At 62.6% G+C, this 23,749-nt stretch carries 22 protein-coding genes and 1 pseudogene; 9 read left to right on the top strand and 14 right to left on the bottom strand.

Annotation, left to right across the window (positions count from 1 at the left end; all coding sequences use genetic code 11):
- Positions 1–99: 99 nt before the first annotated feature.
- Positions 100–1,677 carry a glutamine-hydrolyzing GMP synthase gene (guaA, locus tag ABDK11_RS12930; RefSeq protein ID WP_346836924.1) on the top strand — a complete coding sequence of 526 codons (1,578 nt, stop codon included), beginning with the start codon at positions 100–102 and terminating at the stop codon, positions 1,675–1,677.
- 568 nt (positions 1,678–2,245) lie between these two features.
- Here guaA and ABDK11_RS12925 read toward each other — a convergent pair.
- The 8 genes from ABDK11_RS12925 to ABDK11_RS12890 all read right to left on the bottom strand — a co-directional run bounded on the left by ABDK11_RS12925 (position 2,246) and on the right by ABDK11_RS12890 (position 8,439).
- Positions 2,246–3,151: an OmpA family protein gene (locus ABDK11_RS12925; RefSeq protein WP_346836923.1), complete on the bottom strand. Its 906-nt coding sequence runs from the start codon at positions 3,149–3,151 to the stop codon at positions 2,246–2,248.
- 398 nt (positions 3,152–3,549) lie between these two features.
- Entirely contained in the window at positions 3,550–4,320 is a 771-nt protein-coding gene (locus ABDK11_RS12920) for an RNA methyltransferase (protein WP_346836922.1), read from the bottom strand.
- Complete coding sequence (locus ABDK11_RS12915; protein WP_346836921.1) at positions 4,317–5,186, bottom strand: DUF2520 domain-containing protein; 870 nt, start codon at positions 5,184–5,186, stop codon at positions 4,317–4,319. The genes ABDK11_RS12920 and ABDK11_RS12915 overlap by 4 nt, the downstream gene beginning before the upstream one ends.
- Positions 5,186–5,944, bottom strand: a complete 759-nt coding sequence (locus ABDK11_RS12910; RefSeq protein ID WP_346836920.1) for a pyridoxine 5'-phosphate synthase — start codon at positions 5,942–5,944, stop codon at positions 5,186–5,188. Before ABDK11_RS12910 ends, ABDK11_RS12915 begins: the two co-directional genes overlap by 1 nt.
- On the bottom strand, positions 5,941–6,522 hold the full coding sequence (locus ABDK11_RS12905) for a peptidylprolyl isomerase (protein ID WP_346836919.1): 582 nt from the start codon (positions 6,520–6,522) through the stop codon (positions 5,941–5,943). The genes ABDK11_RS12910 and ABDK11_RS12905 overlap by 4 nt, the downstream gene beginning before the upstream one ends.
- Positions 6,523–6,640: 118 nt before the next feature.
- A complete protein-coding gene (locus ABDK11_RS12900) occupies positions 6,641–7,327 on the bottom strand; it encodes a TIGR04211 family SH3 domain-containing protein (RefSeq protein WP_346836918.1) in 687 nt (228 codons plus the stop codon).
- 38 nt (positions 7,328–7,365) lie between these two features.
- The gene (locus ABDK11_RS12895; RefSeq protein ID WP_346836917.1) at positions 7,366–7,665 is read right to left on the bottom strand and encodes a YciI family protein; all 300 of its coding nucleotides are present in this window, start codon (positions 7,663–7,665) and stop codon (positions 7,366–7,368) included.
- Positions 7,666–7,713: 48 nt separating this feature from the next.
- Positions 7,714–8,439, bottom strand: coding sequence for a VC0807 family protein (locus ABDK11_RS12890; RefSeq protein ID WP_346836916.1), 726 nt, complete (start codon positions 8,437–8,439; stop codon positions 7,714–7,716).
- A 247-nt stretch (positions 8,440–8,686) separates the two neighbouring features.
- Between ABDK11_RS12890 and ABDK11_RS12885 the strand changes: the two genes are divergently transcribed.
- The 5 genes and pseudogenes from ABDK11_RS12885 to rluB all read left to right on the top strand — a co-directional run bounded on the left by ABDK11_RS12885 (position 8,687) and on the right by rluB (position 13,993).
- On the top strand, positions 8,687–9,571 hold the full coding sequence (locus ABDK11_RS12885; protein WP_346836915.1) for a PHP domain-containing protein: 885 nt from the start codon (positions 8,687–8,689) through the stop codon (positions 9,569–9,571).
- A 237-nt stretch (positions 9,572–9,808) separates the two neighbouring features.
- Positions 9,809–10,432 (top strand): L-threonylcarbamoyladenylate synthase, encoded by a 624-nt coding sequence (locus ABDK11_RS12880; protein ID WP_346836914.1) that lies wholly within the window; start codon positions 9,809–9,811, stop codon positions 10,430–10,432.
- Between the two features lie 145 nt (positions 10,433–10,577).
- A pseudogene (locus tag ABDK11_RS12875) lies at positions 10,578–11,411 on the top strand (ScpA family protein); the annotation flags it as partial.
- A 387-nt stretch (positions 11,412–11,798) separates the two neighbouring features.
- Positions 11,799–13,106: an SMC-Scp complex subunit ScpB gene (scpB, locus tag ABDK11_RS12870; RefSeq protein WP_346836913.1), complete on the top strand. Its 1,308-nt coding sequence runs from the start codon at positions 11,799–11,801 to the stop codon at positions 13,104–13,106.
- Positions 13,103–13,993, top strand: coding sequence for a 23S rRNA pseudouridine(2605) synthase RluB (rluB, locus tag ABDK11_RS12865; protein ID WP_346836912.1), 891 nt, complete (start codon positions 13,103–13,105; stop codon positions 13,991–13,993). The genes scpB and rluB overlap by 4 nt, the downstream gene beginning before the upstream one ends.
- A gap of 15 nt (positions 13,994–14,008) precedes the next feature.
- Here the strand turns inward: rluB and ABDK11_RS12860 are convergent, their stop codons facing one another.
- The 3 genes from ABDK11_RS12860 to ABDK11_RS12850 form a co-directional block, all read right to left on the bottom strand.
- Complete coding sequence (locus ABDK11_RS12860) at positions 14,009–14,704, bottom strand: SRPBCC family protein (protein ID WP_346836911.1); 696 nt, start codon at positions 14,702–14,704, stop codon at positions 14,009–14,011.
- 113 nt (positions 14,705–14,817) lie between these two features.
- On the bottom strand, positions 14,818–16,197 hold the full coding sequence (locus tag ABDK11_RS12855) for an ATP-binding protein (protein WP_346836910.1): 1,380 nt from the start codon (positions 16,195–16,197) through the stop codon (positions 14,818–14,820).
- Positions 16,198–16,213: 16 nt separating this feature from the next.
- A complete protein-coding gene (locus ABDK11_RS12850) occupies positions 16,214–16,915 on the bottom strand; it encodes a response regulator transcription factor (protein ID WP_346836909.1) in 702 nt (233 codons plus the stop codon).
- Positions 16,916–17,084: 169 nt separating this feature from the next.
- Here ABDK11_RS12850 and ABDK11_RS12845 point away from each other — a divergent pair, with 169 nt between their 5' ends.
- The 3 genes from ABDK11_RS12845 to ABDK11_RS12835 all read left to right on the top strand — a co-directional run bounded on the left by ABDK11_RS12845 (position 17,085) and on the right by ABDK11_RS12835 (position 18,849).
- On the top strand, positions 17,085–17,570 hold the full coding sequence (locus tag ABDK11_RS12845) for a Spy/CpxP family protein refolding chaperone (protein ID WP_346836908.1): 486 nt from the start codon (positions 17,085–17,087) through the stop codon (positions 17,568–17,570).
- 357 nt (positions 17,571–17,927) lie between these two features.
- The gene (locus tag ABDK11_RS12840) at positions 17,928–18,479 is read left to right on the top strand and encodes a flavodoxin (protein ID WP_346836907.1); all 552 of its coding nucleotides are present in this window, start codon (positions 17,928–17,930) and stop codon (positions 18,477–18,479) included.
- A 7-nt stretch (positions 18,480–18,486) separates the two neighbouring features.
- The gene (locus ABDK11_RS12835) at positions 18,487–18,849 is read left to right on the top strand and encodes a hypothetical protein (protein WP_346836906.1); all 363 of its coding nucleotides are present in this window, start codon (positions 18,487–18,489) and stop codon (positions 18,847–18,849) included.
- 234 nt (positions 18,850–19,083) lie between these two features.
- On the opposite strand, the gene ABDK11_RS12830 is transcribed toward ABDK11_RS12835, so the two are convergent.
- The 3 genes from ABDK11_RS12830 to dapD all read right to left on the bottom strand — a co-directional run bounded on the left by ABDK11_RS12830 (position 19,084) and on the right by dapD (position 23,745).
- A complete protein-coding gene (locus ABDK11_RS12830) occupies positions 19,084–21,066 on the bottom strand; it encodes a S9 family peptidase (RefSeq protein WP_346836905.1) in 1,983 nt (660 codons plus the stop codon).
- A gap of 85 nt (positions 21,067–21,151) precedes the next feature.
- The gene (gene dapE / locus ABDK11_RS12825) at positions 21,152–22,285 is read right to left on the bottom strand and encodes a succinyl-diaminopimelate desuccinylase (protein ID WP_346836904.1); all 1,134 of its coding nucleotides are present in this window, start codon (positions 22,283–22,285) and stop codon (positions 21,152–21,154) included.
- Positions 22,286–22,701: 416 nt separating this feature from the next.
- Positions 22,702–23,745, bottom strand: a complete 1,044-nt coding sequence (dapD, locus tag ABDK11_RS12820) for a 2,3,4,5-tetrahydropyridine-2,6-dicarboxylate N-succinyltransferase (RefSeq protein ID WP_346836903.1) — start codon at positions 23,743–23,745, stop codon at positions 22,702–22,704.
- Positions 23,746–23,749 lie beyond the last annotated feature (4 nt).

Genomic DNA, 23,749 nt, shown 5'->3' with positions numbered 1-23,749 from the left:
GGGCAGGCCCCCGGGGCTCCGAAGCATTTAAATAACAAACGGACCCGCTGGGTCCGTTTGTAGTTTTGGGAAATCTCCCCTGCAGAGTTTGAGACAGCCATGAGCCAAGATATTCACGCCAGTCGTATCCTGATCCTCGATTTCGGTTCCCAGTACACCCAGTTGATCGCGCGCCGCGTGCGCGAGCTGGGGGTCTTTTCCGAAATCCGCGCCTTCGACATGAGCGATGACGAAATCCGCGCATACAACCCGCAGGGCATCATCCTTGCCGGTGGTCCGGAGTCGGTACCCGAGCCGGGCTCGCCGCGGGCGCCGCAGGCGGTGTTCGAGCTGGGTGTGCCGGTGCTGGGCATCTGCTACGGCATGCAGACCATGGCGCACCAGTTGGGTGGGGAAGTGCAGGGCAGCAATGTGCGTGAATTCGGCTATGCCCGGGTGAAGGTTGAGGGGCAGTCGGCACTGTTGCACGATATTTCCGATCACCTGGACAGCGACGGCAGCGCGCTGCTGGACGTGTGGATGAGCCACGGCGACAAGGTTGTGAAGATGCCCGCCGGCTTCGAGCTGATGGCGTCGACCGAGTCTTGCCCCATCGCCGGCATGTATAACGCCGAGAAGAACTTCTACGGTGTGCAGTTCCACCCGGAGGTGACCCACACCCTGCAGGGGATGCGTATCTACGAGCACTTCGTGATCGAGCTGTGCGGCTGCAAAAAGCTGTGGACCCCGGCCAATATCATCGAGGACTCCATCGAAAAGGTCCGCGCGCAGGTGGGTTCCGGCAAGGTGCTGCTGGGGCTGTCCGGCGGTGTCGACAGCTCGGTGGTGGCGGCGCTGTTGCACAAGGCCATCGGCGACCAGCTGACCTGTGTATTTGTCGACAATGGTCTGCTGCGCAAGAAAGAAGGCGACCAGGTGATGGAGATGTTCGCCGAGAACATGGGCGTTAAGGTCATCCGCGCCGATGCCGAGGATCTGTTCCTGTCGCGCCTCGGTGGCGAGGCGGACCCGGAAGCCAAGCGCAAAATCATCGGCAATACCTTTATCGAGGTGTTCGACCAGGAAGCGTCGAGGCTGCAGGACGTCAAGTTCCTGGCCCAGGGCACCATCTATCCGGACGTGATCGAGTCCGCCGCCGCCAAGACCGGCAAGGCGCACGTGATCAAGTCCCATCACAATGTCGGCGGCCTGCCGGAAGACATGCAGTTCGAGCTGGTGGAGCCGCTGCGCGAGCTGTTCAAGGATGAAGTGCGCAAGATCGGCCTGGAGCTGGGCCTGCCCTACGATATGGTCTACCGCCACCCCTTCCCGGGCCCGGGTCTGGGCGTGCGCATCCTCGGCGAGGTGAAAAAGGAATACGCCGATATCCTGCGCGAGGCCGATGCGATCTTTATCGAAGAGCTGCACAAGGCGGACTGGTACCACAAGACCGCCCAGGCGTTCGTCGTGTTCCTGCCGGTCAAGTCGGTCGGTGTGGTCGGCGACGGCCGCCGCTACGAATACGTGGTGGCGTTGCGCGCCGTGGAGACCATCGATTTCATGACCGCGCGCTGGGCGCACCTGCCCTACGAGCTGATCGAGAAAGTCTCCAACCGCATCATCAACGAGATCGAGCATATCTCGCGAGTCACCTACGACGTGTCCAGCAAGCCGCCGGCCACTATCGAGTGGGAGTGATGCGCGGCGCTGGTGCCGGTTGCCGGTGACAGCGGGGCAAGAGCAAAAGCCGGCGGGAATTCCCGCCGGCTTTTTTTGTGCCTGCGGAGCGGCATTGTCCCGCCCGTAAAATGATTTCCACAGAGAAATCAAGCCCTGACCGAATCATCAGTTAGCTTCTTTTTTTGTCAAGTCTGATTTATTACGTTTTATAACTTGTTGATTTTTAAGTATTTATCGGTTTGGTTAAAATTTCTTCACAGTAAGGTGACAACGGCGTGACGGGCGTTGGCGCCATTCCCCCGGGTTTTGCACACAGAGTTATCCACAGATTCTGTGGACTGCTGTAGTCTAGCGCATGGATTTCGTCCAGTGAGCAGGCGCGCTCGTTCACCTGGGTGAACGCGAGACAAGCGGGTGGGCAAAATGGCGCGGCATTATGCCGGGTGACAAGGGAGCTGACGCCGGAGGGGAAGCGGGCGAAGCCGGTGCGAAGATGCCATGCAGGCGGCGAAGCATTCAAGACGGTGGGGTGTGCCGGGCAGGGCGGTGGAGTATGAAGGGGGGGCGCAGCCCCCCAACGTGCGGGTTAGTGGAAGCGCATCTCCACACGACGGTTCTGCGCGCGACCGCTTTCCGTGCTGTTGGAAGCGATCGGCTGCTGTTCACCATAGCCATTGGCGGTAATACGGTTGCCGTTGACGCCGTGGCTGATCAGGAAGTCGCGCACGGAATTGGCCCGGTCGCGCGACAGCTTCAGGTTGTAGGCATCGTTGCCGAGACTGTCGCTGTGGCCGGCAATTTCCACCTGGCTGCCCGGCTGGTTGCGCAGCGATCTGACCACTGTCTGTAGCGAGTCCATGGCTGCGGCGGTGAGGCGGGCGGAGTTGAACTCGAAGTGAATGTTTTCGAGCGTGATGGTCTGGTTGGCGATGACACAGCCGCTGCTATCGACTTTCGCGCCGGGCAGGGTATCCGGGCAGCGGTCGTCGCGGTCGAGTACGCCGTCGCCGTCGGAATCGGCCAGATTGACGTTGACCGGCCCCTGCGGCTCGGGCGGCGGCGCGGCGGCGATGACCGGGGGTGGCGGGCAGCGCAGCGGAATGCTGATGCCGAAGCCGAACTGCCAGTCGTTCATATCATCCTGGAAGAAGTCGCGAAGGTAGCGCACTTCGGCGCGCAGGCGGATGCCGCGGCGGGAAATTTCCTGGGTGGTGATACCGGCGGCAAAGTTGACGAAGGCGCTGGTGGTGTCTTCGGAATCCGGCAGCACGTCGTCGTAGACGCCACCGAAGCCGCCCAGCAGGTAGGGTGTGTAGCCGTCGCGGTCGCCGAAGTTGTACACGAAGTCGATGCCGGCACCGGACATGTAAAAGTCGGTCTGGTCCTCGAGATTGTGGCTCTCGGCATAATCCTCGGTCTCGAGAATGGCGCCAAACACCTGGACCTCGGAGTACCAGGGACCCTTCCAGCCCCAGCCGTAAGACGCGCGCATACCAGCGTTCTGGCGTTCTGTGTGGCGGTCTTTGTCGACCCGGGTCAAGTAGGGGGTGAGATCGAGATATTGGTCCTGAGGCCCCTCTGCGAAAACTGGCAAAGTGGCAACCAGCCCCGCTGACAAAATCAGAGAGTGAAAAAGGCGCATAGGATTACGTCCTTATGTCGATTTTATTGAATCCGCACGTCGCCGCGGGAATTATTCCCAAATTTCCGTTTTCGGGTGGGCCGCTATAACTTTTTGGCCCCTTGAGATATGTAGCCGATAAAGCGCGCTTGTCCACAAAAATGGCGGGCAAACGTTCTGTTTTGTAGGACGCCGAGACAGGCTGGCGCAAACGGGATAGGAAACGGGATAGGAAATGGCGCCACCGGGTGCCGGCGCCGGCAGGGGGGTCAGCGCGGGCGGCGGAAACTGATCAGGGCGGCAGTCACCGCGACATTGAGGCTCTCGACATTGTTGTGCATCGGGATGCGCAATTGGTGTGAACACTGCGCGGCCACGGCGTCGCTGACGCCGTGGGTCTCATTGCCGAGCACGAAAACGGTGGCGGTATCGTCGCTGAGGCTGGCGAGGGTATCGCTGGCATGGGAGGAGAGGCCGCAGACGCGCACACCGCGCTTGCGGAATTCCGCCAGTGTCGGCGCCAGCCGCTCGCAGCGCAGCAGACGCATCTTGAACACGGTGCCGGTGCTGGCCTTGATCACCAGCGGGTCGATCTGCGCGCAGCCCTTCTGCGGCAGGATGATGCCGTCCATACCGCCGGCGCAGGCGGAGCGGATGATCATGCCGAGGTTTTGTGGGTTGGTGATACCGTCCAGCGCGAGGAGTTCGTAGGGCCTGTCGGGCGCGTTGTGCAGAAACGCGTCAGCGCTGCTGTATTGGGGCAGGGCCAGATCGAGGGCGACGCCCTGATCCTGGCGCGCATTTTTGGAAATCCGCGACAGCGCCTTGCGATCCCAGTAGGCGATCTCGATCTGGCGCTCGCCGGCCAGCTGTTCCATGCGCGCGATCAGCTGGTCGCGGCGGTTGCTGCTGGCGAGGTGCAACTTGTGTACCGGCAGGCTCGGGTCTTCCAGTGCTTCCAGTACCGGTTTGCGCCCGTAGATGGTCAGCAGGCTGTCGTAAAAGGCGCGTTTTTTCTGGTATTCGGGGCTGTCTGTCACCGCAGTGGTTCTCGCAATAATTCTTCGAGGGCATCGGCATCTGCCGGCGGCAGGTCGCCGCGCCGGGCCAACTCTACACAGGCGAGTCCCAGTTGGCGATAGTATTCAGCCACTCGCATATCGACTGCGCCCAGCGCGCGCAGTTGCGCGGCCACGGTAGCGCGATCGCCGCGCGCAATGGGGCCGGTGAGGGACTGTTCCGGACCCAGCTGCATATTGTTCTGCGCCGTCTGCACGACGATCGGTTCCAGCAGCTGTAGCGCTTGCGCTCGCTCGATACCGGCGGCGGCGAAGGTGCGCAGGCTCAGGTCCATCAGTGCACTGAGGTAATTGCACGCGATCACCGAGCCGGCGTGGTAGAGGGTTTTGTTTTCGGGCGCGATGTTCAGCAGTGTGCACTGCAGCGCGGTGAAGGCGTCGCCAATCAGTGAGATGGCCGCCGCATCGCCCTCCACGGCAACGCTGCTGCCGGCGAAGGTCTGTAGTGAGCGTGCGGGGTCGGCAAAACTGTGCACCGGGTGGGCGCTGGCCACAGCGGCGGGGCGACAGGGAGAGAGCTCGGTGGAGCTGAGCGCGCCGCTGCAGTGGAACACCACGCAATCGCTGCGGCCCGCGAGCCGCGCGCCGAGGGTGGCGGCGAGGTCGGCGATCTGGCTGTCGCCGGAGGCGATCAGCCAGCAGTCCGCATCCGCCATGGTAGCGATAGTGTCGGCAGTGCTGCCGGCGCCGATAAACGCCACCGCAGCCGCGCTGCTGGCGGCGCTGCGGTTGCACACAGACTGGATTTGGAAAACCCCCTGCTGGTGCCACAAGCGGCCGAGGGTACGGCCCAGTTTGCCGGCGCCGATGATATTCAGCGTCGGCATCAATTGCCGGCCAGGCAGTTCAGGTAGGCGGCGACGGCGTTGTCGAGTCCCATGTTCAGGGCATCCACCGTCAGCGCGTGGCCGATGGAGACTTCCTGCAGGCCGGGCAGAGTGCGGTAGCGCGGCAGGTTGATCAGGTTCAGGTCGTGGCCGGCGTTGACCCCGAGGCCCAGCTGCCGCGCGTGCTCGGCGGCGGCGCAGTGGGCGGCGAAAATCCTGTCGATATCGGCGCTCTGGTTGGTCACGGCCTCGGCGTAGGGGCCGGTATAGAGTTCGATGCGGTCAGCACCGGCTTCCCGAGCCCGGGAGATCTGCTCCAGGTCCGGGTCCATAAACAGGCTGACGCGGACATTGGCGTCGCGCAGCTGGGCGATGATCGGCTCGAGGCGCGCACCGTCGCGCTTCAGATCAAAACCGTGATCGGAGGTGAGCTGGTCGTTGCTGTCCGGCACCAGCGTACACTGGTCGGGCGATGTTTCGAGCACCAGCGCCATCAGTCCGGGGTAATCGCCCTGCGGCGCGGCGAAGGGATTGCCCTCCACATTGAATTCGATCCCGTCGCGGCTCGCGCATAGCGCCGCCAGCTCGCGCACGTCACCGGGGCGGATATGGCGCTGGTCTGGACGGGGGTGCACGGTGAGTCCCTGGGCGCCGCAGTCGAGGCAGATACGGCCGTGCGCAGTCACATCGGGGAAGTTGCCCTCGCGCGAGTTGCGGATCAGGGCGATCTTGTTGAGGTTGACACTGAGTGCGATCACGATTGTTTCCCTTCGGTTTTCGCGTTGCCGCCGACACGATGTGCGTCAAGTATACGCACCGGGTAATTCGGTGCTTCCGGGTGGGCGCGGTAGAGACCGCGCGGCTCGGCAACGATCTTGTCGACCACGTCCATACCGCTGGTGACCTTGCCGAACACGGTGTAACCGGGGGTGTCGCCCCGCGCATCCAGATTGTCGTTGTGTTTGAGGTTGATATAGAACTGCGAGGTGGCGCTGTCCGGATCGCTGGTGCGCGCCATGGCCAGGGTGCCGCGCAGGTTCTGCAGGCCATTGGTGGATTCGTTCACCACCGGCTTGCGGGTGTCCTTTTCCTGGAAGTCGAAAGTGAAGCCGCCGGCCTGGACCACAAAGCCGGGAATCACGCGGTGGAAGATTACCCCGTTGTAGAAACCGCTATCGACATAGGCGAGAAAGTTTTTCACCGTAGCCGGCGCTTTGTCCGCGTACAGCTCCACGCGGATGGTGCCGAGGTCGGTCTTGAGATCAACCTGGGGATTTTCAGCCAGTGCCGGTACGGCCAAAAGGCAGGTTAAGAGTAGTGCGTAGAGTCTGCGCATCGTCCTTGTCTCTCGAAGTTCCGGGGGTATTGGTCGGCCCCGCTCCCGCAGAGGGGAGGGGGCGACTTCAGGTTGTCAGTCTGCGATGGGGCGCCGGGCTATATTCCGCGCCCCGCAATCAATTTGCCCACTCGGAGCGACGGCGGCGCGGGCGCAGGTGCGGCGCGATCATGGCGAGGATACCACCGAGGCATACGGACAGGGCGCCATACAGGTACCAGCGCTGGGTGTCGCTACTGGACAGGCGCTGAATCTCCGCCTGCGCCATCATCTGCTTCTGCTTCAGCAATTCGTGCTGGTGTAGCAGTTTCTGGTGGCGCTCGTTGAGCGCGACGGTGTCGGCGGACAGCGCTTTCAGCTCTTTCAGGTCTTTCTGCAGCTGTGTGGTCTGATCCTTGGATGCGGCCAGTTCGCTTTCGAGTTTGTGGTTCTTGGCTTCCAGGTCGCGTACTGCGCCACCCAGGTTGCCTTCCATTTTCTCGAAGTGGGCGAGGTCGGCCTGGGCCTTTTTCAGCTTGATTTCCGCAACCGGCTCGGACACCAGGTACTGGCGGCGCACCCAGCCTTCCTTGCCGTCGGGCGTGCGCACGCGGCTCCAGCCTTCGTCCGGTGCGTCTTCGAGCAGGGTCAGTCGGGTGCCGCTGGGCAGGCCGCGATTGAGAATGCGGAACTCGTTGCCCTTGCCGGAGCGCATCGGGACGTGCAGCTCATCGGTGATGTAGCGGGTTCCGCCACTCTGGGAGATCGCAGGTACGCTGATGGCGAGTAGCGTCGCTGCCGCCACACCGGTCAATTTTTTCATCATTCTGATACAGCTTTTCTTATCGATTGAACGTTTAACAATTACGGAAGCACGGCTTTGAACGGCTTCACAGTCACAGAGGCGTAGACACCGGCGGCCACGTAGGGGTCGGCGTCAGCCCAGGCTTTGGCCTCATCCAGCGAAGAAAATTCCGCAACTACCAGACTGCCGCTGAAGCCGGCTTCGCCGGGATCTTCGCTGTCGATGGCGGGATGCGGTCCGGCCACCAGCAGGCGGCCCTCGTCTTTCAGGTGATTCAGGCGCGCCAGGTGATCCGGGCGCGCGCCCTGGCGCAGCGCCAGGCTGTCTTTGACATCTTCACTGATGATTGCGTACCACATGGTTACTTTATGCTCTTATTTCAGTTGAGTGATCGGGGCGATTACTGATTACTGCTGTACGATGACTTCTTCCAGTTTCAGCCCGGTCAACTTGCCGATGCGGCGGAACAGGAAAAACAGCACCAGCATCAGGATGATGGTGGCGGGCAGGGCGATCACCGGGAAGCTCATCGCGGTCATCTTGCCCAGCTCCTCGTTGAAGGCCTCGGTGCCGGGCTGGCTCTTCAGCAGCAGCTTGGCCAGCAGGTAATTGAGTCCGGAAGAAAGGAAAAAGGAGCCGGCGATCATCCACGAGGCCTGCAGCAGGGTGCGCTCGAAGGCGTTCTCATTACCCTTGCCGGACAGAGCCCGGGCAATCTTGGCGGTATCCAGGATGCGGTCGTTGTAGAGCAGGGTACGCACCAGTGGCCAGCGGGTATACAGGGACACCACGGTGGCAATCCCGAGCAGACCGGGAATCGCCGCTTCCTTGATGGCGATATACTCGGCATCCAGTTCCAGCAGGCTGATACCGCCGGTGAGCATGATGCTGACGATACCCAGCGCGGAGAAGAAATTGACTCGGCGGCTGCGCACCAGATCGCGCAGTCCGTAGCCGAGCGGAAAGGCCAGCGCCACGACGATGGCCCACTTGGTACCCAGCCAGGCGTCGCCGGACAGCTTGGTCAGGATCAGCGTGGGGATGACGATATTGAGCGCCAGATTGGCCAGCAGGCTCTCCCGGCGGGGTTCGCTGCGCTGTTCTGCTGTGGTGGTGGGATCGATTTCGGTCATGCTAATTCCGCCGACTGTTGCCGCTTGGTGTGCCCCCTGGAAGCCGTGTGCCGGTCGCTACGGACGGACTCCCTATAAAAGGTAGCTTTCCACTGGGCGGTGCCGCTGGCGGCACTACTGGTTAGTTGCGGATTCTCCTGCGAGAATCCCCGATCGGAGCCTGATCCCTGAGTCCGTGGGCGCTGCTGAGACAGCGGCGCCGTAACAATGTTCACTGGTGGGCGAACCACCCGGTCGAGAGTGCGTGATGTTGAAAGCCCAGATTCCCTCCATAGCCCTGGAAGGCCGCGTGGACCTGCACTGCCACAGCACTGCGTCAGACGGTATTTTAAGTCCTGCAGCGCTGGTGTCGAGGGCGAAATCCCAGGGTGTGACGCTGATGGCATTGACCGACCACGATACGGTCGCAGGTGTGGCCGAGGCCCGCGACACCGGTGCGCGGCTCGGGGTCGCGGTACTGGCGGGAGTCGAGTTCAGCGCCCGCTGGGGTCGACGCACCGTTCATATTCTCGGTATCGATGTGGATCCGGCGTCTGCGGCACTGCAGGAGGCCGTGGCCCTGCGTGACCGACTACGCGAAGACCGTTCAGTCAGGATTGCCCGGTGCCTGGAAAAACGGGGTTTCCCGGGCTCGCTGGCCGGCGCCCGCGCCCTGGCCGGAGACGGCGTTCTGGGGCGCCCGCATTTTGCCCGCTGGCTAGTGGAGTCAGGGTATGTGGAGGACACTGCGCGCGCCTTCAAGCGTTATCTGGGGGCTGGCAAGGTCGGCGACGTCAAGGTGGAGTGGCCGCAGGTGGAGGAGACGGTCGGTACGATTCACGCCGCCGGCGGCAGCGCGGTACTGGCGCACCCGCTCAAGTACGGTCTGACACGCACCCGCCTGCGCCTGTTGCTGGAAGCCTTCCGCGGCGCCGGCGGTGATGCCGCGGAGCTGCTGTGCGGGCGCCAGAACCCGGTGCAGACCCGCGAACTGCGCCAACTGCTCGATGCCGTCAACGCAGAGTCCGGCGCTGCACCGCTGCGCTGTTCGCTGGGCAGTGACTTTCACCAGCCGGGACAACCGTGGCGCGAGCTGGGTTGCGTGCATCTGCCGGCGGATGTCGAGCCGGTGTGGGCAGCGCGGCGCCCGTAGTCGGTACTGCGCCCGGAGTGGCGCTGCGCGGCGCCGGCGGCGGTGGCGCGAGAAGTGGTTGAAGATGCACGACTGGTTGGTCGAGTGGACGGGTGCCGCACGGATGGCTGCTCGGCAGGGGGCATTTGTGGCAAACTCTATGTCTGGCCGACGGCTGCGGTGTGCGGTTCGATCGGCCCGGATGGCGAGCCGCGGGCGGCTCGAGAATTGGAGTTTACAAAGGTTTTGGGGGCAGTTGTGGCGCAGTTTTTCCAGATTCATCCCGAGAATCCTCAAGGGCGACTGATTAGTCAGGCGGCGGATATCGTGTCGTCCGGCGGCGTGATCGTCTTTCCTACCGATTCGGCCTACGCCGTCGGTTGTCGCCTGGGTGACAAACTGGCGGTTGAGCGTATCCGCGCTCTGCGGCAGCTGGACAAGAATCACAATTTTACGCTGATGTGTCGGGATCTGTCGGAACTGGCCAGTTACGCCAAGGTGGACAACCAGATGTTCCGTCTGCTCAAGAACCATACGCCGGGTCCCTACACCTTTATTATGCCCGCCACCGCGGAAGTGCCGCGGCGCCTGCTGCACCCGAAGCGCCGCACCATCGGCCTGCGTGTGCCCGACAACGCCGTGGTACAGGCGCTGATCGAGGCCCTGGGCGAGCCGCTGATGAGCTGCAGCCTGATCATGCCCGGCGAGGAACAGCCACTCACCGATCCCTATGACATTCGCGACACCCTGCAGCACCAGGTAGAGCTGGTGATCGATGGCGGTTTCTGTGGTCTGGAAGCAACCACCGTCATTGATCTGACCGGTGACGAGCCCGAACTCATCCGTGCGGGATGCGGCCCGGTAGAAGACATCCTGGGGTAACGTTTGGTGTATAATCGCGCGTTTGCCCGCAGGGGTTGTCGTGGAACGAGGGGCCGGCAGTTTGTCCAGTGATGAGTTGATCGCCGAAGCGGAAGAGCAGGTGCTCGCCGAAGTGGCAGCCAGTGCGGCGGAAGCCGACGCGCCGGTGGCGGACGCCGAGGCGGCCGGCGAAGCAGCGCCGGCCGCGGACAGCAGCGCCGGGCCGCGCCAGGGCGAAATGCCATTCGCTGTCGTACAGGGCGAGGCGTTCACCGACCTGCCCTCAGATCTGTATATCCCGCCGGATGCGCTGGAAGTGATTCTGGAGGCCTTCGAGGGGCCGCTGGATCTGCTGCTGTATCTGATCCGCCGGCAGAATCTCGACATCCTCCAGATCAACGTCGCCGACATCACCCGCCAGTACATGACCTATGTGGAAATGATGACGGCGATGCGTTTTGAGCTGGCGGCGGAATACCTGGTTATGGCGGCCATGCTGGCCGAGATCAAGTCGCGCATGCTATTGCCGCGGCCGCCGGCAGAGGAAGAGGAAGAGGGTGAGGATCCGCGCGCAGCGCTGATCCGCCGTCTGCAGGAGTACGAACGCTTCAAGACCGCTGCCGAGGATATCGACGAGATGCCCCGCGTCGGGCGGGATATCCACCAGGCCAGTGCCCAGGCCCCGGACCGCAATATCACCCGCCCGGATCCCGATGTGGACCTGAAAGAGGTGTTGGTGGCGCTGGGTGAGGTGTTGCGCCGTGCCGATATGTTCGAGAGCCACCAGGTGGAGCGGGAAAAGCTCTCTACCCGCGAGCGCATGACCCAGGTGCTGGACAAGATCCGCCACCGCCAGTTCGTACCCTTTGTCAGCCTGTTTACGGTGGAAGAGGGGCGCCTCGGCGTCGTGGTGACCTTCCTCGCGGTGATGGAGCTGGTCAAGGAATCCCTGGTCGACATGGTGCAGACCGAGGCCTTCGGCCCCATTCACGTGCGCGCCGCCGGCGTCGATGACGGCGGGGCGGGTGAAGAGGGCGCTGGCGATGACGGCGAGCTCGAACCCGCCTTCGAGTCCGACATTGAATCCGACCTCGAAGAACCGCACGAGAGCGGTGTCGAGCCGGCCTTCGCCGTCGAGGGCGAAGAGGCCGAAGAGGCCGAAGAGGTTGAAGAGGCTCAGAGTGACGCGCATTTTACTGAAGATGCCGCGGACGTGGAGCCGTACAACACCGCCGATGCGGTGGCGGCCGTTGCGCCGGGCGATGCGGAAATAACCGGCGTCGCCGGCGCACGCGAAGAAGAGACAACACCAGAGCTGGCCGCGCCGCAGGCGCAGCCGCCCCAACAATGAGCGGATTGAGAAAATCCCAAGGTTAGAAGTTAGAAGATGACAATCGCTCCGGAATTACTGCGCCGCGTGGTCGAGGGCGCGCTGCTGGCCGCAGGCCAGCCGCTGTCCGAAGACAAGCTGCTGTCGCTGATCGACGAGGGCGAGCGCCCCGATAAGGCAGCGCTGAAAACGGTGCTGGAACAGATCGCCGAACACTGCGCCGATCGCGGTTTCGAGCTGAAGCAGGTGGCCAGCGGCTGGCGCTTCCAGGTGCCGGAAGACCTGGCCCCCTGGATCAACCGCCTGTGGGAGGAAAAGCCGCAGAAATACTCCCGGGCGATTCTCGAGACCCTGGCCATTATCGCCTACCGCCAGCCAATTACCCGCGGCGATATCGAAGATATCCGCGGCGTGGCGGTGAGCTCGCACATCGTACGTACCCTGTCTGAACGGGGCTGGATCAAGGTGGTGGGTCAGCGCGACGTGCCCGGCAAGCCCTCGCTCTATGCCACTACCCGGGAATTTCTCGATTACTTCAACCTGAGTAACCTGAACGACCTGCCGACCCTGGCGGAGATTCGCGATATCGACAGCCTCAACCAGGATCTGGACCTGGCGCAGGGCCTGGCCGTCGCCGTCGAGAGTGGCGAAGAGGCGAGCGGTGAAAACCGCGGTGAAAGTGACGCGGAAGCGCTGGACGCCGGCGCGGCGGACGCCGACACTGCTGCCGAAGCCGAAGCCGAAGCCGAAGCCGAAGCCGAAGCCGAAGCCGAAGCCGAAGCCGAAGCCGAAGCCGAAGCCGAAGCCGAAGCCGAAGCCGAAGCCGAAGCCGAAGCCGAAGCCGAAGCCGAAGCCGAAGCCGAAGCCGAAGCCGAAGCCGAAGCCGAAGCCGAAGCCGAAGCCGAAGCCGAAGCCGAAGCCGAAGCCGAAGCCGAAGCCGAAGCCGAAGCCGAAGCCGAAGCCGAAGCCGAAGCCGAAGCCGAAGCCGAAGCCGAAGCCGAAGCCGAAGCCGAAGCCGAAGCCGAAGCCGAAGCCGAAGCCGAAGCCGAAGCCGAAGCCGAAGCCGAAGCCGAAGCCGAAGCCGAAGCCGAAGCCGAAGCCGAAGCCGAAGCCGAAGCCGAAGCCGAAGCCGAAGCCGAAGCCGAAGCCGAAGCCGAAGCCGAAGCCGAAGCCGAAGCCGAAGCCGAAGCCGAAGCCGAAGCCGAAGCCGAAGCCGAAACCGAAGCCAAGCCGGAAACCGCCGCCGGGCTCACTGCGCAGCTGCCGGCGAGCAGCCTGTTCGGTGCCCCGATCGACTATAACGAAGAGTCCGGGGAAGAACACGAATCCCAGCAAGACCCGCAAACGGAAAACGCCACCCCATGAGTGAAGGCATTACCCCCGCCGGCGAAAAACTGCAGAAAGTCCTGGCCCGGGCCGGTCTCGGCTCGCGCCGGGAAATGGAGCGCGCCATCGAGGCGGGCCGGGTTACCGTTAACGGTGCCGTGGCGGAACTTGGCGAGCGCGTGAGCGAGAGCGACCGCATTGAACTCGATGGCCGCGGCCTGCCTGCGGCCGACGAAAATCGCTGCCGCGTCATCCTCTATAACAAGCCAGTGGGCGAGATATGCTCCCGTCACGACCCGGAGGGGCGCCCGACGGTCTACGACCGCCTGCCCAACCTGAGGTCGGGGCGCTGGATTTCTGTCGGTCGACTGGATTTCAACACCAGCGGCCTGCTGCTGTTTACCAATAGCGGCGAGCTGGCGCACAAACTGATGCATCCGTCGTCAGTCATTGACCGCGAGTACCTGGTGCGGATCCAGGGCGACGTGGATGATGAGATGAAGAAGCGCTTGCTCACTGGTGTGCTGATGGACGACGGCGTGGCGCGCTTTACCGATATCGTGCCGAGTGGTGGCGAGGGCCGCAATCGCTGGTTCTACTGTGTCGTCATGGAAGGGCGCAACCGCGAAGTACGGCGGCTGTGGGAGTCCCAGGGCGTGCGCGTCAGTCGCCTGAAGCGGGTGCGCTACGGCAGTGTGTTTATCCCCTCCAACGTGCGCGTGGGCCAGTGGATCGAGATGGAACCGCGGGAGATCGATGACCTGTGCGTTACCGCTGGCATGCCCAAACTGGGCCAGCGCCCGCTGACCCAGGCGGAGAAGCAGGGTCTGGAGCGCCAGCGCCGCAAACTGCGCAAGCCGCCGGCGCCGCGTGGCGCTAAACCCGGTCATAGCAAGTCCGGCAACAGTAAATCCGGCGGCAAATAGACCGCTGGCGCCGGGTCAGGGCGAGTTCTCGTCCGGCTCGGCGGGCTCCGCTTGCGGCGGCGGGGTCTGGATACCCGGATCCATCGTGTCCGGTTGCCCGTCGAGATCGTCTTCCCCCTCGAGCGGCTGCGAGTCACCGGAGCCGCTGTCCATGTCATCCGCTGGCGCCTGCTCCCGCGGTGTCGGAGGTTCGCTCGCTTCCACGACATCCTTCAATTTTGCCAACCCCCGCTCGTAGGACTGGCCCACCATTTTCTTCACCAGCAGACCCATCCAGCGGGCCACCGGGCCGGCGCCCATGTCGGTGGAAAAACGCCAGGTGACATTGGTGCCGCTGCCCTGTGGGCGCAACTGCATCTCCGACAGTGCTCGCCCCTGCTTGCCAAAGTCCAGTTGTGTGCGCACCAGGCTGGGTGGCTCGCTGGCGGTGATTGTCTGGGCGCCATTGCCCACATTGGGGTTGTCGCTGTGCCAGGTCATGCTGGCGCCCACACCCGTGCGCGGGCCGGAGAATTGGTATCTGGCAGCGGGATCCAGCTGGTACCAGGGTGACCAGAGATTGAATTTGCGCAGGTCGTTGGCATAGGGGAACACGGCCTGCGGCGGACGGGTAACGTAGGCGCTGCGCTCGAGCGTCACTTCGCGCGGGAGCAGGAATCCGGCCAGTACCAGCAGTGCCAGGAAAAGGAAGAGATAAATAATCCAGCGCATAGCAGAGTCTCTGAAGTCGGTGTGATGGGTTCGGCGTTCATCGCAGCCGCGGTGCAATCAATCTTCGGCGATTGTCTGTCGCTGTGCAATCTGCCAGCGGGCGCCGCCGTGGCTCAATCGGTTTCCGCCAGTGCCAGCAGCGGCAGCTGGATTTCGATACACAGGCCGCCGCGGGCGGCGTTGCTGGCGGAGATGCTGCCTCCGTGGTGGAGAATAGTGCGCTGGGCAATGGCGAGGCCGAGGCCGAAGCCGCCGCTCTCGCGGGTGCGTGCACTGTCGGTGCGGTAGAAGGGCCGGAATATGGCCCCGAGTTCCTCTTCTTCCACGCCGCTGCCGGAGTCGGTGACGAGGATCTGGCAACGGTCGCCCTGCGCGGCGACGTTTACGCTCACCGAGCCGCCACTGGGGCTGTATTTGATCGCGTTGCGCAGGATGTTTTCCAGCGCCGCAGTCAGCGAGCTGCCGCGGGTGGCGACCAGCAGCTCGCGGGCGGCAGCGGTGAGGTCGAAGTGCAGGGATTTAGTGCCGGCCTCGCCTTTCAGGTCTTCGAGCAGGGCTTCGATCAGGCTGTGGATCTCCACGACATCGTCGAGTGGGCGCTGATCGCTGCCGGCGACGGGCATCGAGAGGACATCGGCGATGATGTCCTCCAGGTAGTCGGCGGCCTTGCCGATCTTGTCCAGTTCCGACTCCAGGGCGCCAACATGCTTCTGCCGCGCGATCCCGAGTGCCACCTGCAGTCGCGCCAGCGGCGAGCGCAGCTCGTGGGAGACATCCTTGATCAGGCGGCGCTGCTCGGCTGTGGACTCCTGCAGCTGTGCGGTCATCGAGTCGAAATCCCGCGCCAGGTCGGTCAGTTCGTCGCTGCGTCCGTGCAGGCTGGGGGCTACCCGGTAATCCAGCTCGCCCGCGGCCACGCGGCGGGTGGCCGCGCGCAGCTGGTCCAGCGGGCGGCTCAGGTAGCGGGCGAGCCAGTAGCAGGCGGCGCCAGAGGCGAGCATCGAGAGCAGCAATATGGGCCAGAAATTGCGCCACAGAAAGCGCAACAGCAGCCCCTCTTTACTCTCCCCGGCAATCAGCGCGATGCGCAGGCTCTCGTTGCCGCGCAGGGGCAGGAAGAAGCCCACGGTGGGTTTCTTGTTCACCATCGTGTGGCTTTCGCGGTTGCGGTAATTGAGGCTGTCCAGCAGCGGGGCCATCTCTTCGGGCAGCGGGCGCCCGAGCAGTTCACGGCCGTATTCGTTGACCGCAAAGACCTTGCGCTGCACTTTCTTGGGGGCGCCCTCGAGCCAGTGCTGGAACACGCCGGGGCCGTGGCGGCGCGCCATGCGCATGTTCTGCACCACTTCGTGGAACAGCGCCGGCCCCTCCCAGCGCTCCTCCTGGCGCGGATCGCCGAATTCGCGGAAATGGGTGATGTAGATCGCCGCCACTACCATCACCATGGCAGTGATCCAGGCGCCGAAAAACATCTTCAGGAACAGGCTGCGCATGGGGCGGTAGCTCGGATCAGAGGGTGCTTTGGGTCAGCATATAGCCGGCGCCGCGGATATTGATAATCAGGTCGCGGCTGGCGCCCTGTTCGGCGAGTTTTTTGCGAATATTGCTGACGTGTACATCGATTGAGCGGTCATAGGGCATCAGCTTGCGCCCCAGCGCGTTCTCGGTCAGCACCTCCTTGCTGACCACTTCGCCGGCGTGCTGGATCAGCACCTTGAGCACCGAGAACTCCGCCCCGGTGAGAGGCACCAGCTGGTCGTTCCAGTAACCCTGGTGTTCCGACGGCAGCAGGCGCAGCGGGCCGCTGCTGAGCCCGTCGCCCTCCTCGGTGTCGATGCGGCCGCGGCGCAACACGGCGCGCAGCCGCGCGGCCAGTTCCCGCGGGTTGCAGGGTTTGGGCAGATAGTCGTCGGCACCCATCTCGAGGCCGACAATGCGGTCGACGGTGTCGCCCTTGGCGGTGAGCATCAGCACCGGCAGGGAGCGGCTGGACGGTGATGCTTCTTCGCGCAGCTTGCGCAGCAGGTCGAAGCCGTTGTGCACCGGCAGCATCACGTCCAGGACCAGGGCGTCGAACTGTTCGCTCTGTGCCAGCTCCAGACCGGTGCCGCCGTCGTTGGCCACGGTTACGTCAAATCCCTCTCCGCTCAGGTATTCCTGCAGGAGATCGGTCAGTTCGCTGTCGTCATCGACCAGAAGAATACGGCTCATGGAATGCTCTCGGTTGGTGTGAGTCCATTATACGCAAACGCCCGGCGGCGTTTGCGACCGGCGATCGGGCTTTTTACCGTTCTTAACAAATGTTTACCGCGCTTTGCCCCCACCAGACGGTAACAACCCTACTATGAAGCTGCCGACACAAACTTGAGAGGAAGCGTCGATGAAACAGTGGAAAGTGATTGCGGGAAGCGTGGTTCTGGCCGGTGTCATGGCGGCACCGGTAGCGGTATTGGCCCAGGATGGCGACAAGCCACCGATGCGGATGTGGCACCACGGTATGCAAGGAGGGCACTTTTTTGAGCGCATGGCCGATGAGCTGAACCTGACCGAGGGGCAGAAAGCCCAGCTCAAGGCCAATCGCGAGGCCAACCGCGCGGCCGCCGAAAGTCAGCGCGAGGAGATGCGCAAGTTGCACCAGCAGCTGCGCGAGGCGCTCGATTCGGGCGCGGATCAAGCCACCCTGGACAGCCTGGGGGCGAAGCTGGGCAAACTCGAGGTGGCGCGGATGCAGGAAATGCAGAAGATGCGCCAGCAGTTTGATGCGATCCTCACCGATGAGCAAAAAGCCAAGCTCAAGCAGAGGAAGGCCGAGCACGAGGCGCGCTGGAAGGCGCGTAGCGAGCGCCGGCAGCAGGACGATGAGTAATTTGTAACGTGCATTTCTGTGCGATTGACCGGGTGTTTCTACCCCAACGACCCGGTGACTCGTAACCCCCCCTTGCCCCCGCTGAGCGGGGGTTTTTTTATGCCCGAAATGGCGGTACTGAGGGGCTGGCGGGCACTGCAGTCACGCGTTCCCCTGTTGCCCCGCCGGCACATGCCACCCCGGTGACTCCGTCGAACGGCAAGACTGTTGCCGGATTTCGCCCGCTGAACGGTTGTCCCGCCGCGCCGATTGGCCCGGGGCGGCTTGCCGTGCCCCGTCATTGCTGGGAAAATACGCCGCCGCTCAACGTATGAATAGCGCCCCGGTGGGTTATCCGCGGGGCAGAGAGGAGTAATTGTGAGCAAAATCGGCTTGTTTTACGGCAGTGACGAGGGCAACACCGAGGCGGTGGCCCTGCGCATTCGCGCCCGCCTGGGCGAAGACCGGGTGGAAGTGCACGATATCGCCGATGTCACGCAGCTGGAAATCGCCGACTACGATCAGCTGATCTTCGGTATCCCCACCTGGGACTTCGGGCAGATCCAGTCGGACTGGGAGGAGTTCTGGGAGGACGTGCAGGAGATCGATTTCGCCGGCAAGACGGTGGCCCTGTTCGGCCTCGGCGACCAGTTCGGCTACGGCGACTACTTCCTCGATGCCATGGGCATGCTCCACGATGTGCTCGTTGCCAATGGTGCAACCATTGTCGGCCACTGGTCCACGGAGGGCTATGAGTTCGAGGCGTCCAAGGCGGAAATTGACGGTCAGGGGCAGTTTGTCGGTCTGGCCATCGACGAGGATCAGCAGGAAGAGCTCACCGCTGGGCGCCTTAACCAATGGTGCCGCCAGATCGCCGATGCCTTCGAACTCGAGGGCGGCGCCGACAGCGTCGTCGAGCTGGATGATTGAGCGCGCGATGAAAACCACACTATCTTTCAGCGAATTCTGGCCATGGCTGACCGAGCACAGCAACTGCATCCTGCGCGCCGGAACCGCCGATTCCGTTGTCTACGATGAAGATGATTATCACTGGCGCTTTTCCGAGGAGGATGTGCGCACGCTGCTGGTCCAGGTGATGCGTGGCAAGCGCCCGGTAGCGGAGCTGTTTATCGAGCCGGAACATGTCAGCCGGGTACAGATCACCCCGGGTGAGAAAGGCGAATTCAATTTCGACCTGGTAGCCGAGCTGCAGGGGCAGCCCCAGGTGGTCTATTACTTCGTGCTGGCCCACGGCTTCGAGGACACCGAGCGCAAAGAGCGCGGCGGTCGCCTGCACTGATGCCGATCCCGGCCCTATTCACGAGCCGCCACGGCGACCAGCCGGCCCGTACCTGATTCGGGCGTGCATCCTCCAGTTCCACACTAACGCCCTGGCATCGTCCGCTGGCAGGGTGGAATAGGGGGGGTGGATAACGGTTCGCGTGAGAGCAGACTGGCGGCGGGGTAAACGTCGTTTGGGGCGCTGCTCTCCGGGCGGCGCTCGGCCGCCGCCCGGCCGCCGCCTGGAAAGAAATCACCCCTTGCCAGCGGTTCCTTCCGTGGCCGGCGTATCCTCCGAGCCGGTACCGATATAGCGGTCGAAAAACGCCAGTAGTTGCCGGTAGAGTTTGCGGTTGTTGGCTTCGCTGTAAAAGCCGTGCCCCTCGTTGGGCACGATCAGTTTGGTAACCGGCTTGTGCAATGCCTGCAGCTTGTCCAGTAGTGCCTCCGCATGTGCCACCGGCGCGCGTTCATCCTTTTCACCATGGGCAATAAACAGCGGGACCTTGAGTTTTTGGAGATGGTAGATGGGTGAGTTTTCCCTGAGAAAATCCTCGTCTTCACTCAATTCGGTACGCAGGTAAGAGATGCCGCGGTCCCGCTTCTGTACATCGCCTTTCTCGAACATCATTTTCAGGTCGTAGACACCGGCGTAGCCGGCGGCGCAGCGGTAGAGGTCCGGGTAGCGAATGGGGTTCATCAGCGCCGAATAGCCACCGAAGCTGGCGCCGAAAATACAGATTCGATTGCGATCGGCATAGCCTCTTTCAATCGCCCAGTGGGCCGCATCGGCGATATCCCGCTGGATCTTGCCGCCCCATTCCTTTGCCCCGGCGTCGTAAAAAGCGTCGCCGAAGCCGGTAGAGCCGCGGAAGTTGACTTGGAGGACCAGGTAGCCGTTCTGCGACAGTATCTGTGCACTGCGATCGTAGCCCCAGTAATTCCGTGCATGGGGACCGCCGTGGGGCATGACGACCATTGGCAGGTTTTCCCCGGCATCACGGGGAAAGGTCAGGTAGACGCCAATCTGCAGGCCGTCGGCCGTGGTGAAGGTGTCGGCGCGCATCGGGTTCAGGTCATCGGGATCGAGCCATTGTGCTGACGACAGCAGGAAATCGACTTTCTTCGTCGGCAGGTCGACCATAAAGTAGTCGCCGGGCAAGCGGTCGCCAGAGACCTTGAGAACGCCTTTTTGGCCATCCCGGGTAAAACTGGTGAAATGGATGTTGTAGCCGTCAAAGGCCTTTTGCATGCCGCGGAATAACGCCGCGAACCCGTCGTCTTCGTCGAAAAAGTGCGTTTCCGGGTACTCCGGTACGGTATACACGCCAACGGGCTTGCCACTTTTCGGATCGCGGATAATGCCGTCGATATCGCTGCGTTGATCGGCGAACAGCGGTGTTTGGGTGCCGCTCTTCATGTCCAGCCCGATCAGTTGCTCAGTCTGGTTCTTGCGGTCGATCACCAGGTAGGCAATGTCGTTTGCCCTGTCATATCCGACCGGTGTGCCGCGTTTCAGGGCAGGATCTTCGATTTCCTGCCAGCCGTTTTCCGCCTTGCGGTACATCTGGTAATCGTTCTCACGAGTGGTGCCATTAGCAAACAGCAGTTTGCCGTGTCCGTCGGTAAAGGCGCGGCCCCCGACCTGTGGCAGGCCGACGACTCGGTGCTTGGCGCCGGAGTAGATATTCAGGCGATAGACATCGCCGTTCGTTTCCCAGTCTCTAGCCCAGGGGTAGGTGGAGATCAGCACCTCTTCGTCGTCGTCCATCAGCGGATCGATCAACACGGCGGCGCCATAAGTGGCTTCGGCTTTACGAATACGGGAGCCTGTCTGCCGTTCCCCTGCACTCCAGCCGAAGATATTTTTGCCCTGGGTGCCGTCGTAGTCGATGGCGAACAGGGCACCGTAATTCACTGGTGTTTCCAGTGCCGCTTTGCGACTGATTATCTGCGCGACGACGCGTTTGTCGTTGGCCCAGTAAAAATTGCCCACTTCGTCTGTGCCGCTAAAACGCAGAACCCCGGTGACTTCGTGGGATTTCAGTGACATGAATACCAGCACGTGCTCGCCCTGGTACAGCTTGCGCACGGCCAGATGGGAACCGTCGGGGGAAATCTTGACCTGCTGAGTTTCGCTATGCTTGACCAGTTGCTCCAGAGGGAGTGGTGCTTTGGCCTGAGTGGAGGAGGAGAGGGTTAAAAATAGAACAAGAAAAAGCCATACCCGTTGCACAGAGCTCTCCGTTTTTTTATTGGTACTCCTTTATTATGCAAATAGCGGGCACCCAAACAAGGACGGGGTGCCCGTTTTCTTCACGCTACGCGAGCAGGTTTTTCAGGGTTTCGCGATACATGTCCTTGAGCGTGTCCAGATCTTCTGCCTTCACGCATTCGTCGACCTTGTGAATGGTGGCGTTGACCGGGCCGAGTTCGACCACCTGCGCACCTGTCGGCGCGATAAAGCGGCCGTCTGAAGTGCCGCCGGCGGTGGACAGGCGGGTATCTTTGCCGGTGACTCTATTGATGGCGGCCTGGGCGGCTTCCACCAGGGGACCGGCGGCGGTCAGGAACGGTTGGCCCGACAGCTTGAAATCCGCCTTGTAGTTGAGGCCGTGGCTGTCGAGGATTGCGCGTGCGCGCTGTTCCAGTTCCGCGGCGGTGGTTTCCGTGGAAAAGCGCCAGTTACAGATCACCCGGACATCTCCGGGAATCACATTGGTGGCACCAGTGCCGCCGTTGATATTGGAAACCTGGAAGCTGGTGGCCGGGAAGAAGTCGTTGCCGTCGTCCCAATTCTCGCCGGCCAATTCGGCCAGTGCCGGTGCCAGCTTGTGCACCGGGTTTTCCGCCAGGTGCGGGTAGGCCACATGGCCCTGGATTCCGTAAACGGTCAGTTCGAGCCCCAGTGAGCCGCGGCGGCCGTTCTTGATCACGTCGCCGACGTGCTCGGTGCTGGACGGCTCGCCTACCAGGCAACAGTCGATCTTCTCGCCTTGTTCCTCTAACCACTCGACCACTTTGACGGTGCCATTGTGGGCTGGGCCTTCTTCGTCACTGGTGATCAGAAACGCGATGCGGCCGCTGTGCTCTGGATGCGCCGCGACGAACTCTTCACAGGCCACTACCATTGCGGCCAGTGAGCCTTTCATATCGGCGGCGCCGCGACCGTAGAGGTAGCCGTCTTCGATTACCGGTTCGAAGGGCGGGTGCTGCCAGTTTTCCTCGGGACCGGTGGGCACGACATCGGTGTGGCCGGCGAAAGCGAACAGCGGGCCTTCGCTGTTGCCCTTGCGCACTGCCCAGAAGTTGTCGGTATCGCCGCGGCGCAGCCAGGTAGTCTCGAAACCGATTTTTTCCAGACGTTCGAGCATCAGCGGCATACAGCCGGCGTCTTCCGGAGTGACGGAGCGCAGGCGGATCAGGTCGCTGGCGAGTTGTTGTGTTGGGGTCATGCGTATTCCTTTGGCTTTGTTGCTTGTCCGGTTATCCGTGCTTCGTAGCAGCTCTGGGGCGGCACTGCTACCGGTATTCGTTTGCGGGACACGCCGTGAATCCATCCCTGGAGGCTTGTCGTCCGGATCCCTCCGGCCGACAGTCCCGCAAATGAATCCCGGTATCAGCGCCTTCGCATGGAGTTCTGAGCGCCGCCCGCCAAGGGTGGGGAAAACACCGAGTTTAAGTTTGAAGGGCCTGATGCCGGGAACTATTTGCGGGACCGTCGGTGGCCATGGATGGCCACCGCCGAGCGCACAGGGATGTGCTTGTAGCGTGTCCCGTAAACAGTTCCCGGCAGCAGGTCCGCTCCGATCTTCTTACGAAGCATTTATGGAGTGAACGGGAGGCATAGCTACAAGGTTCCCGATTAGGCTTAGTTGCTGTGCAGCGCCTCGTTCAGCTCCACCGCGCTCTTGTTGGTCCGGCACTCAACTGCGCCATTCACTGAGTTACGTCGGAACAGCAGATCGGATTTGCCGGCCAGATCGCGTGCCTTGACGTGTTCCACCAGCTTGCCGGCATCGTCGAGCAGCGCCACTTTGGTGCCGGCAGTGATGTACAGGCCCGCTTCCACCGTGCAGCGGTCGCCCAGCGGAATACCGATACCTGCGTTGGCGCCGAGCAGGCAGTTGTCGCCGACGGAGATAACGATATTGCCACCGCCGGACAGGGTGCCCATGGTGGAGCAGCCGCCGCCGAGGTCGGAGCCCGCGCCGACGAATACGCCCGCGGAGATGCGGCCCTCAATCATGCCCGGACCTTGTGTGCCCGCATTAAAGTTGACGAAGCCCTCGTGCATGATGGTGGTGCCTTCGCCCAGATAAGCGCCCAGGCGCACGCGCGCGGTGTGGGCGATACGCACGCCGGCGGGGACCACGTAGTTGGTCATTTTCGGGAACTTGTCCACGCAGGATACATCCAGATGCTCGCCGGCCAGGCGCGCGGCCAGTTGGCGTTGCGGGAGTTCTTCCAGATCGATCGCGCCCTGATTGGTCCAGGCCACATTGACCAGCTTGCCGAAGATGCCGTCGAGTTTGGTCTCGTGAGGTTTGACCAGGCGGTGGGAGAGCAGGTGCAATTTCAGGTAGCCCTCCGGCACATCCTGCGGCGCCTCGTCGGTGAACAGTACCGTAGCGACCAGCGGGCGCTGGCTGTTGGCGAACTGCTCAAGGATTGCGGCCTGCGCCGCGCTGCCGGCTGCACGCAGTTTTTCGGCCAGTGGCTGCAACTGCGACTTATCCAGTGCAACGGCGCTGTTGCCGCTGAGTTTCAGGGTTTCGGTTACCGCCGCAGCGATATCCGCGCTGGGGTTCAGCAGCGGTTGCGGATAATAGACTTCCAGCCAGTCGCCCTTGCTGTTGCAGGTGCCGACGCCGAAGCCGATGCTGTAGATAGTGGAGCTGTTGTTGTCGTTCATGCTC

Origin of the sequence: Microbulbifer sp. SAOS-129_SWC, assembly GCF_039696035.1 — a bacterium.
In the GTDB taxonomy this organism is placed as follows: domain Bacteria; phylum Pseudomonadota; class Gammaproteobacteria; order Pseudomonadales; family Cellvibrionaceae; genus Microbulbifer.
This window is presented reverse-complemented; position numbering and strand designations above follow the sequence as displayed.

Excerpts from the sequence above, each read along its gene's own strand:
- rluB (WP_346836912.1), top strand. The coding sequence starts at position 13,103 with ATGAGTGAAGGCATTACCCCCGCCGGCGAAAAACTGCAGAAAGTCCTG.
- dapD (WP_346836903.1), bottom strand. The coding sequence starts at position 23,745 with ATGAACGACAACAACAGCTCCACTATCTACAGCATCGGCTTCGGCGTC.
- ABDK11_RS12925 (WP_346836923.1), bottom strand. The coding sequence starts at position 3,151 with ATGCGCGCGTCTTACGGCTGGGGCTGGAAGGGTCCCTGGTACTCCGAG.
- ABDK11_RS12845 (WP_346836908.1), top strand. The coding sequence starts at position 17,085 with ATGAAACAGTGGAAAGTGATTGCGGGAAGCGTGGTTCTGGCCGGTGTC.
- dapE (WP_346836904.1), bottom strand. The coding sequence starts at position 22,285 with ATGACCCCAACACAACAACTCGCCAGCGACCTGATCCGCCTGCGCTCC.
- ABDK11_RS12890 (WP_346836916.1), bottom strand. The coding sequence starts at position 8,439 with ATGACCGAAATCGATCCCACCACCACAGCAGAACAGCGCAGCGAACCC.
- ABDK11_RS12895 (WP_346836917.1), bottom strand. The coding sequence starts at position 7,665 with ATGTGGTACGCAATCATCAGTGAAGATGTCAAAGACAGCCTGGCGCTG.
- scpB (WP_346836913.1), top strand. The coding sequence starts at position 11,799 with ATGACAATCGCTCCGGAATTACTGCGCCGCGTGGTCGAGGGCGCGCTG.
- ABDK11_RS12885 (WP_346836915.1), top strand. The coding sequence starts at position 8,687 with ATGTTGAAAGCCCAGATTCCCTCCATAGCCCTGGAAGGCCGCGTGGAC.
- ABDK11_RS12835 (WP_346836906.1), top strand. The coding sequence starts at position 18,487 with ATGAAAACCACACTATCTTTCAGCGAATTCTGGCCATGGCTGACCGAG.
- ABDK11_RS12905 (WP_346836919.1), bottom strand. The coding sequence starts at position 6,522 with ATGCGCAGACTCTACGCACTACTCTTAACCTGCCTTTTGGCCGTACCG.
- ABDK11_RS12850 (WP_346836909.1), bottom strand. The coding sequence starts at position 16,915 with ATGAGCCGTATTCTTCTGGTCGATGACGACAGCGAACTGACCGATCTC.
- ABDK11_RS12915 (WP_346836921.1), bottom strand. The coding sequence starts at position 5,186 with ATGCCGACGCTGAATATCATCGGCGCCGGCAAACTGGGCCGTACCCTC.
- guaA (WP_346836924.1), top strand. The coding sequence starts at position 100 with ATGAGCCAAGATATTCACGCCAGTCGTATCCTGATCCTCGATTTCGGT.
- ABDK11_RS12860 (WP_346836911.1), bottom strand. The coding sequence starts at position 14,704 with ATGCGCTGGATTATTTATCTCTTCCTTTTCCTGGCACTGCTGGTACTG.
- ABDK11_RS12855 (WP_346836910.1), bottom strand. The coding sequence starts at position 16,197 with ATGCGCAGCCTGTTCCTGAAGATGTTTTTCGGCGCCTGGATCACTGCC.
- ABDK11_RS12900 (WP_346836918.1), bottom strand. The coding sequence starts at position 7,327 with ATGATGAAAAAATTGACCGGTGTGGCGGCAGCGACGCTACTCGCCATC.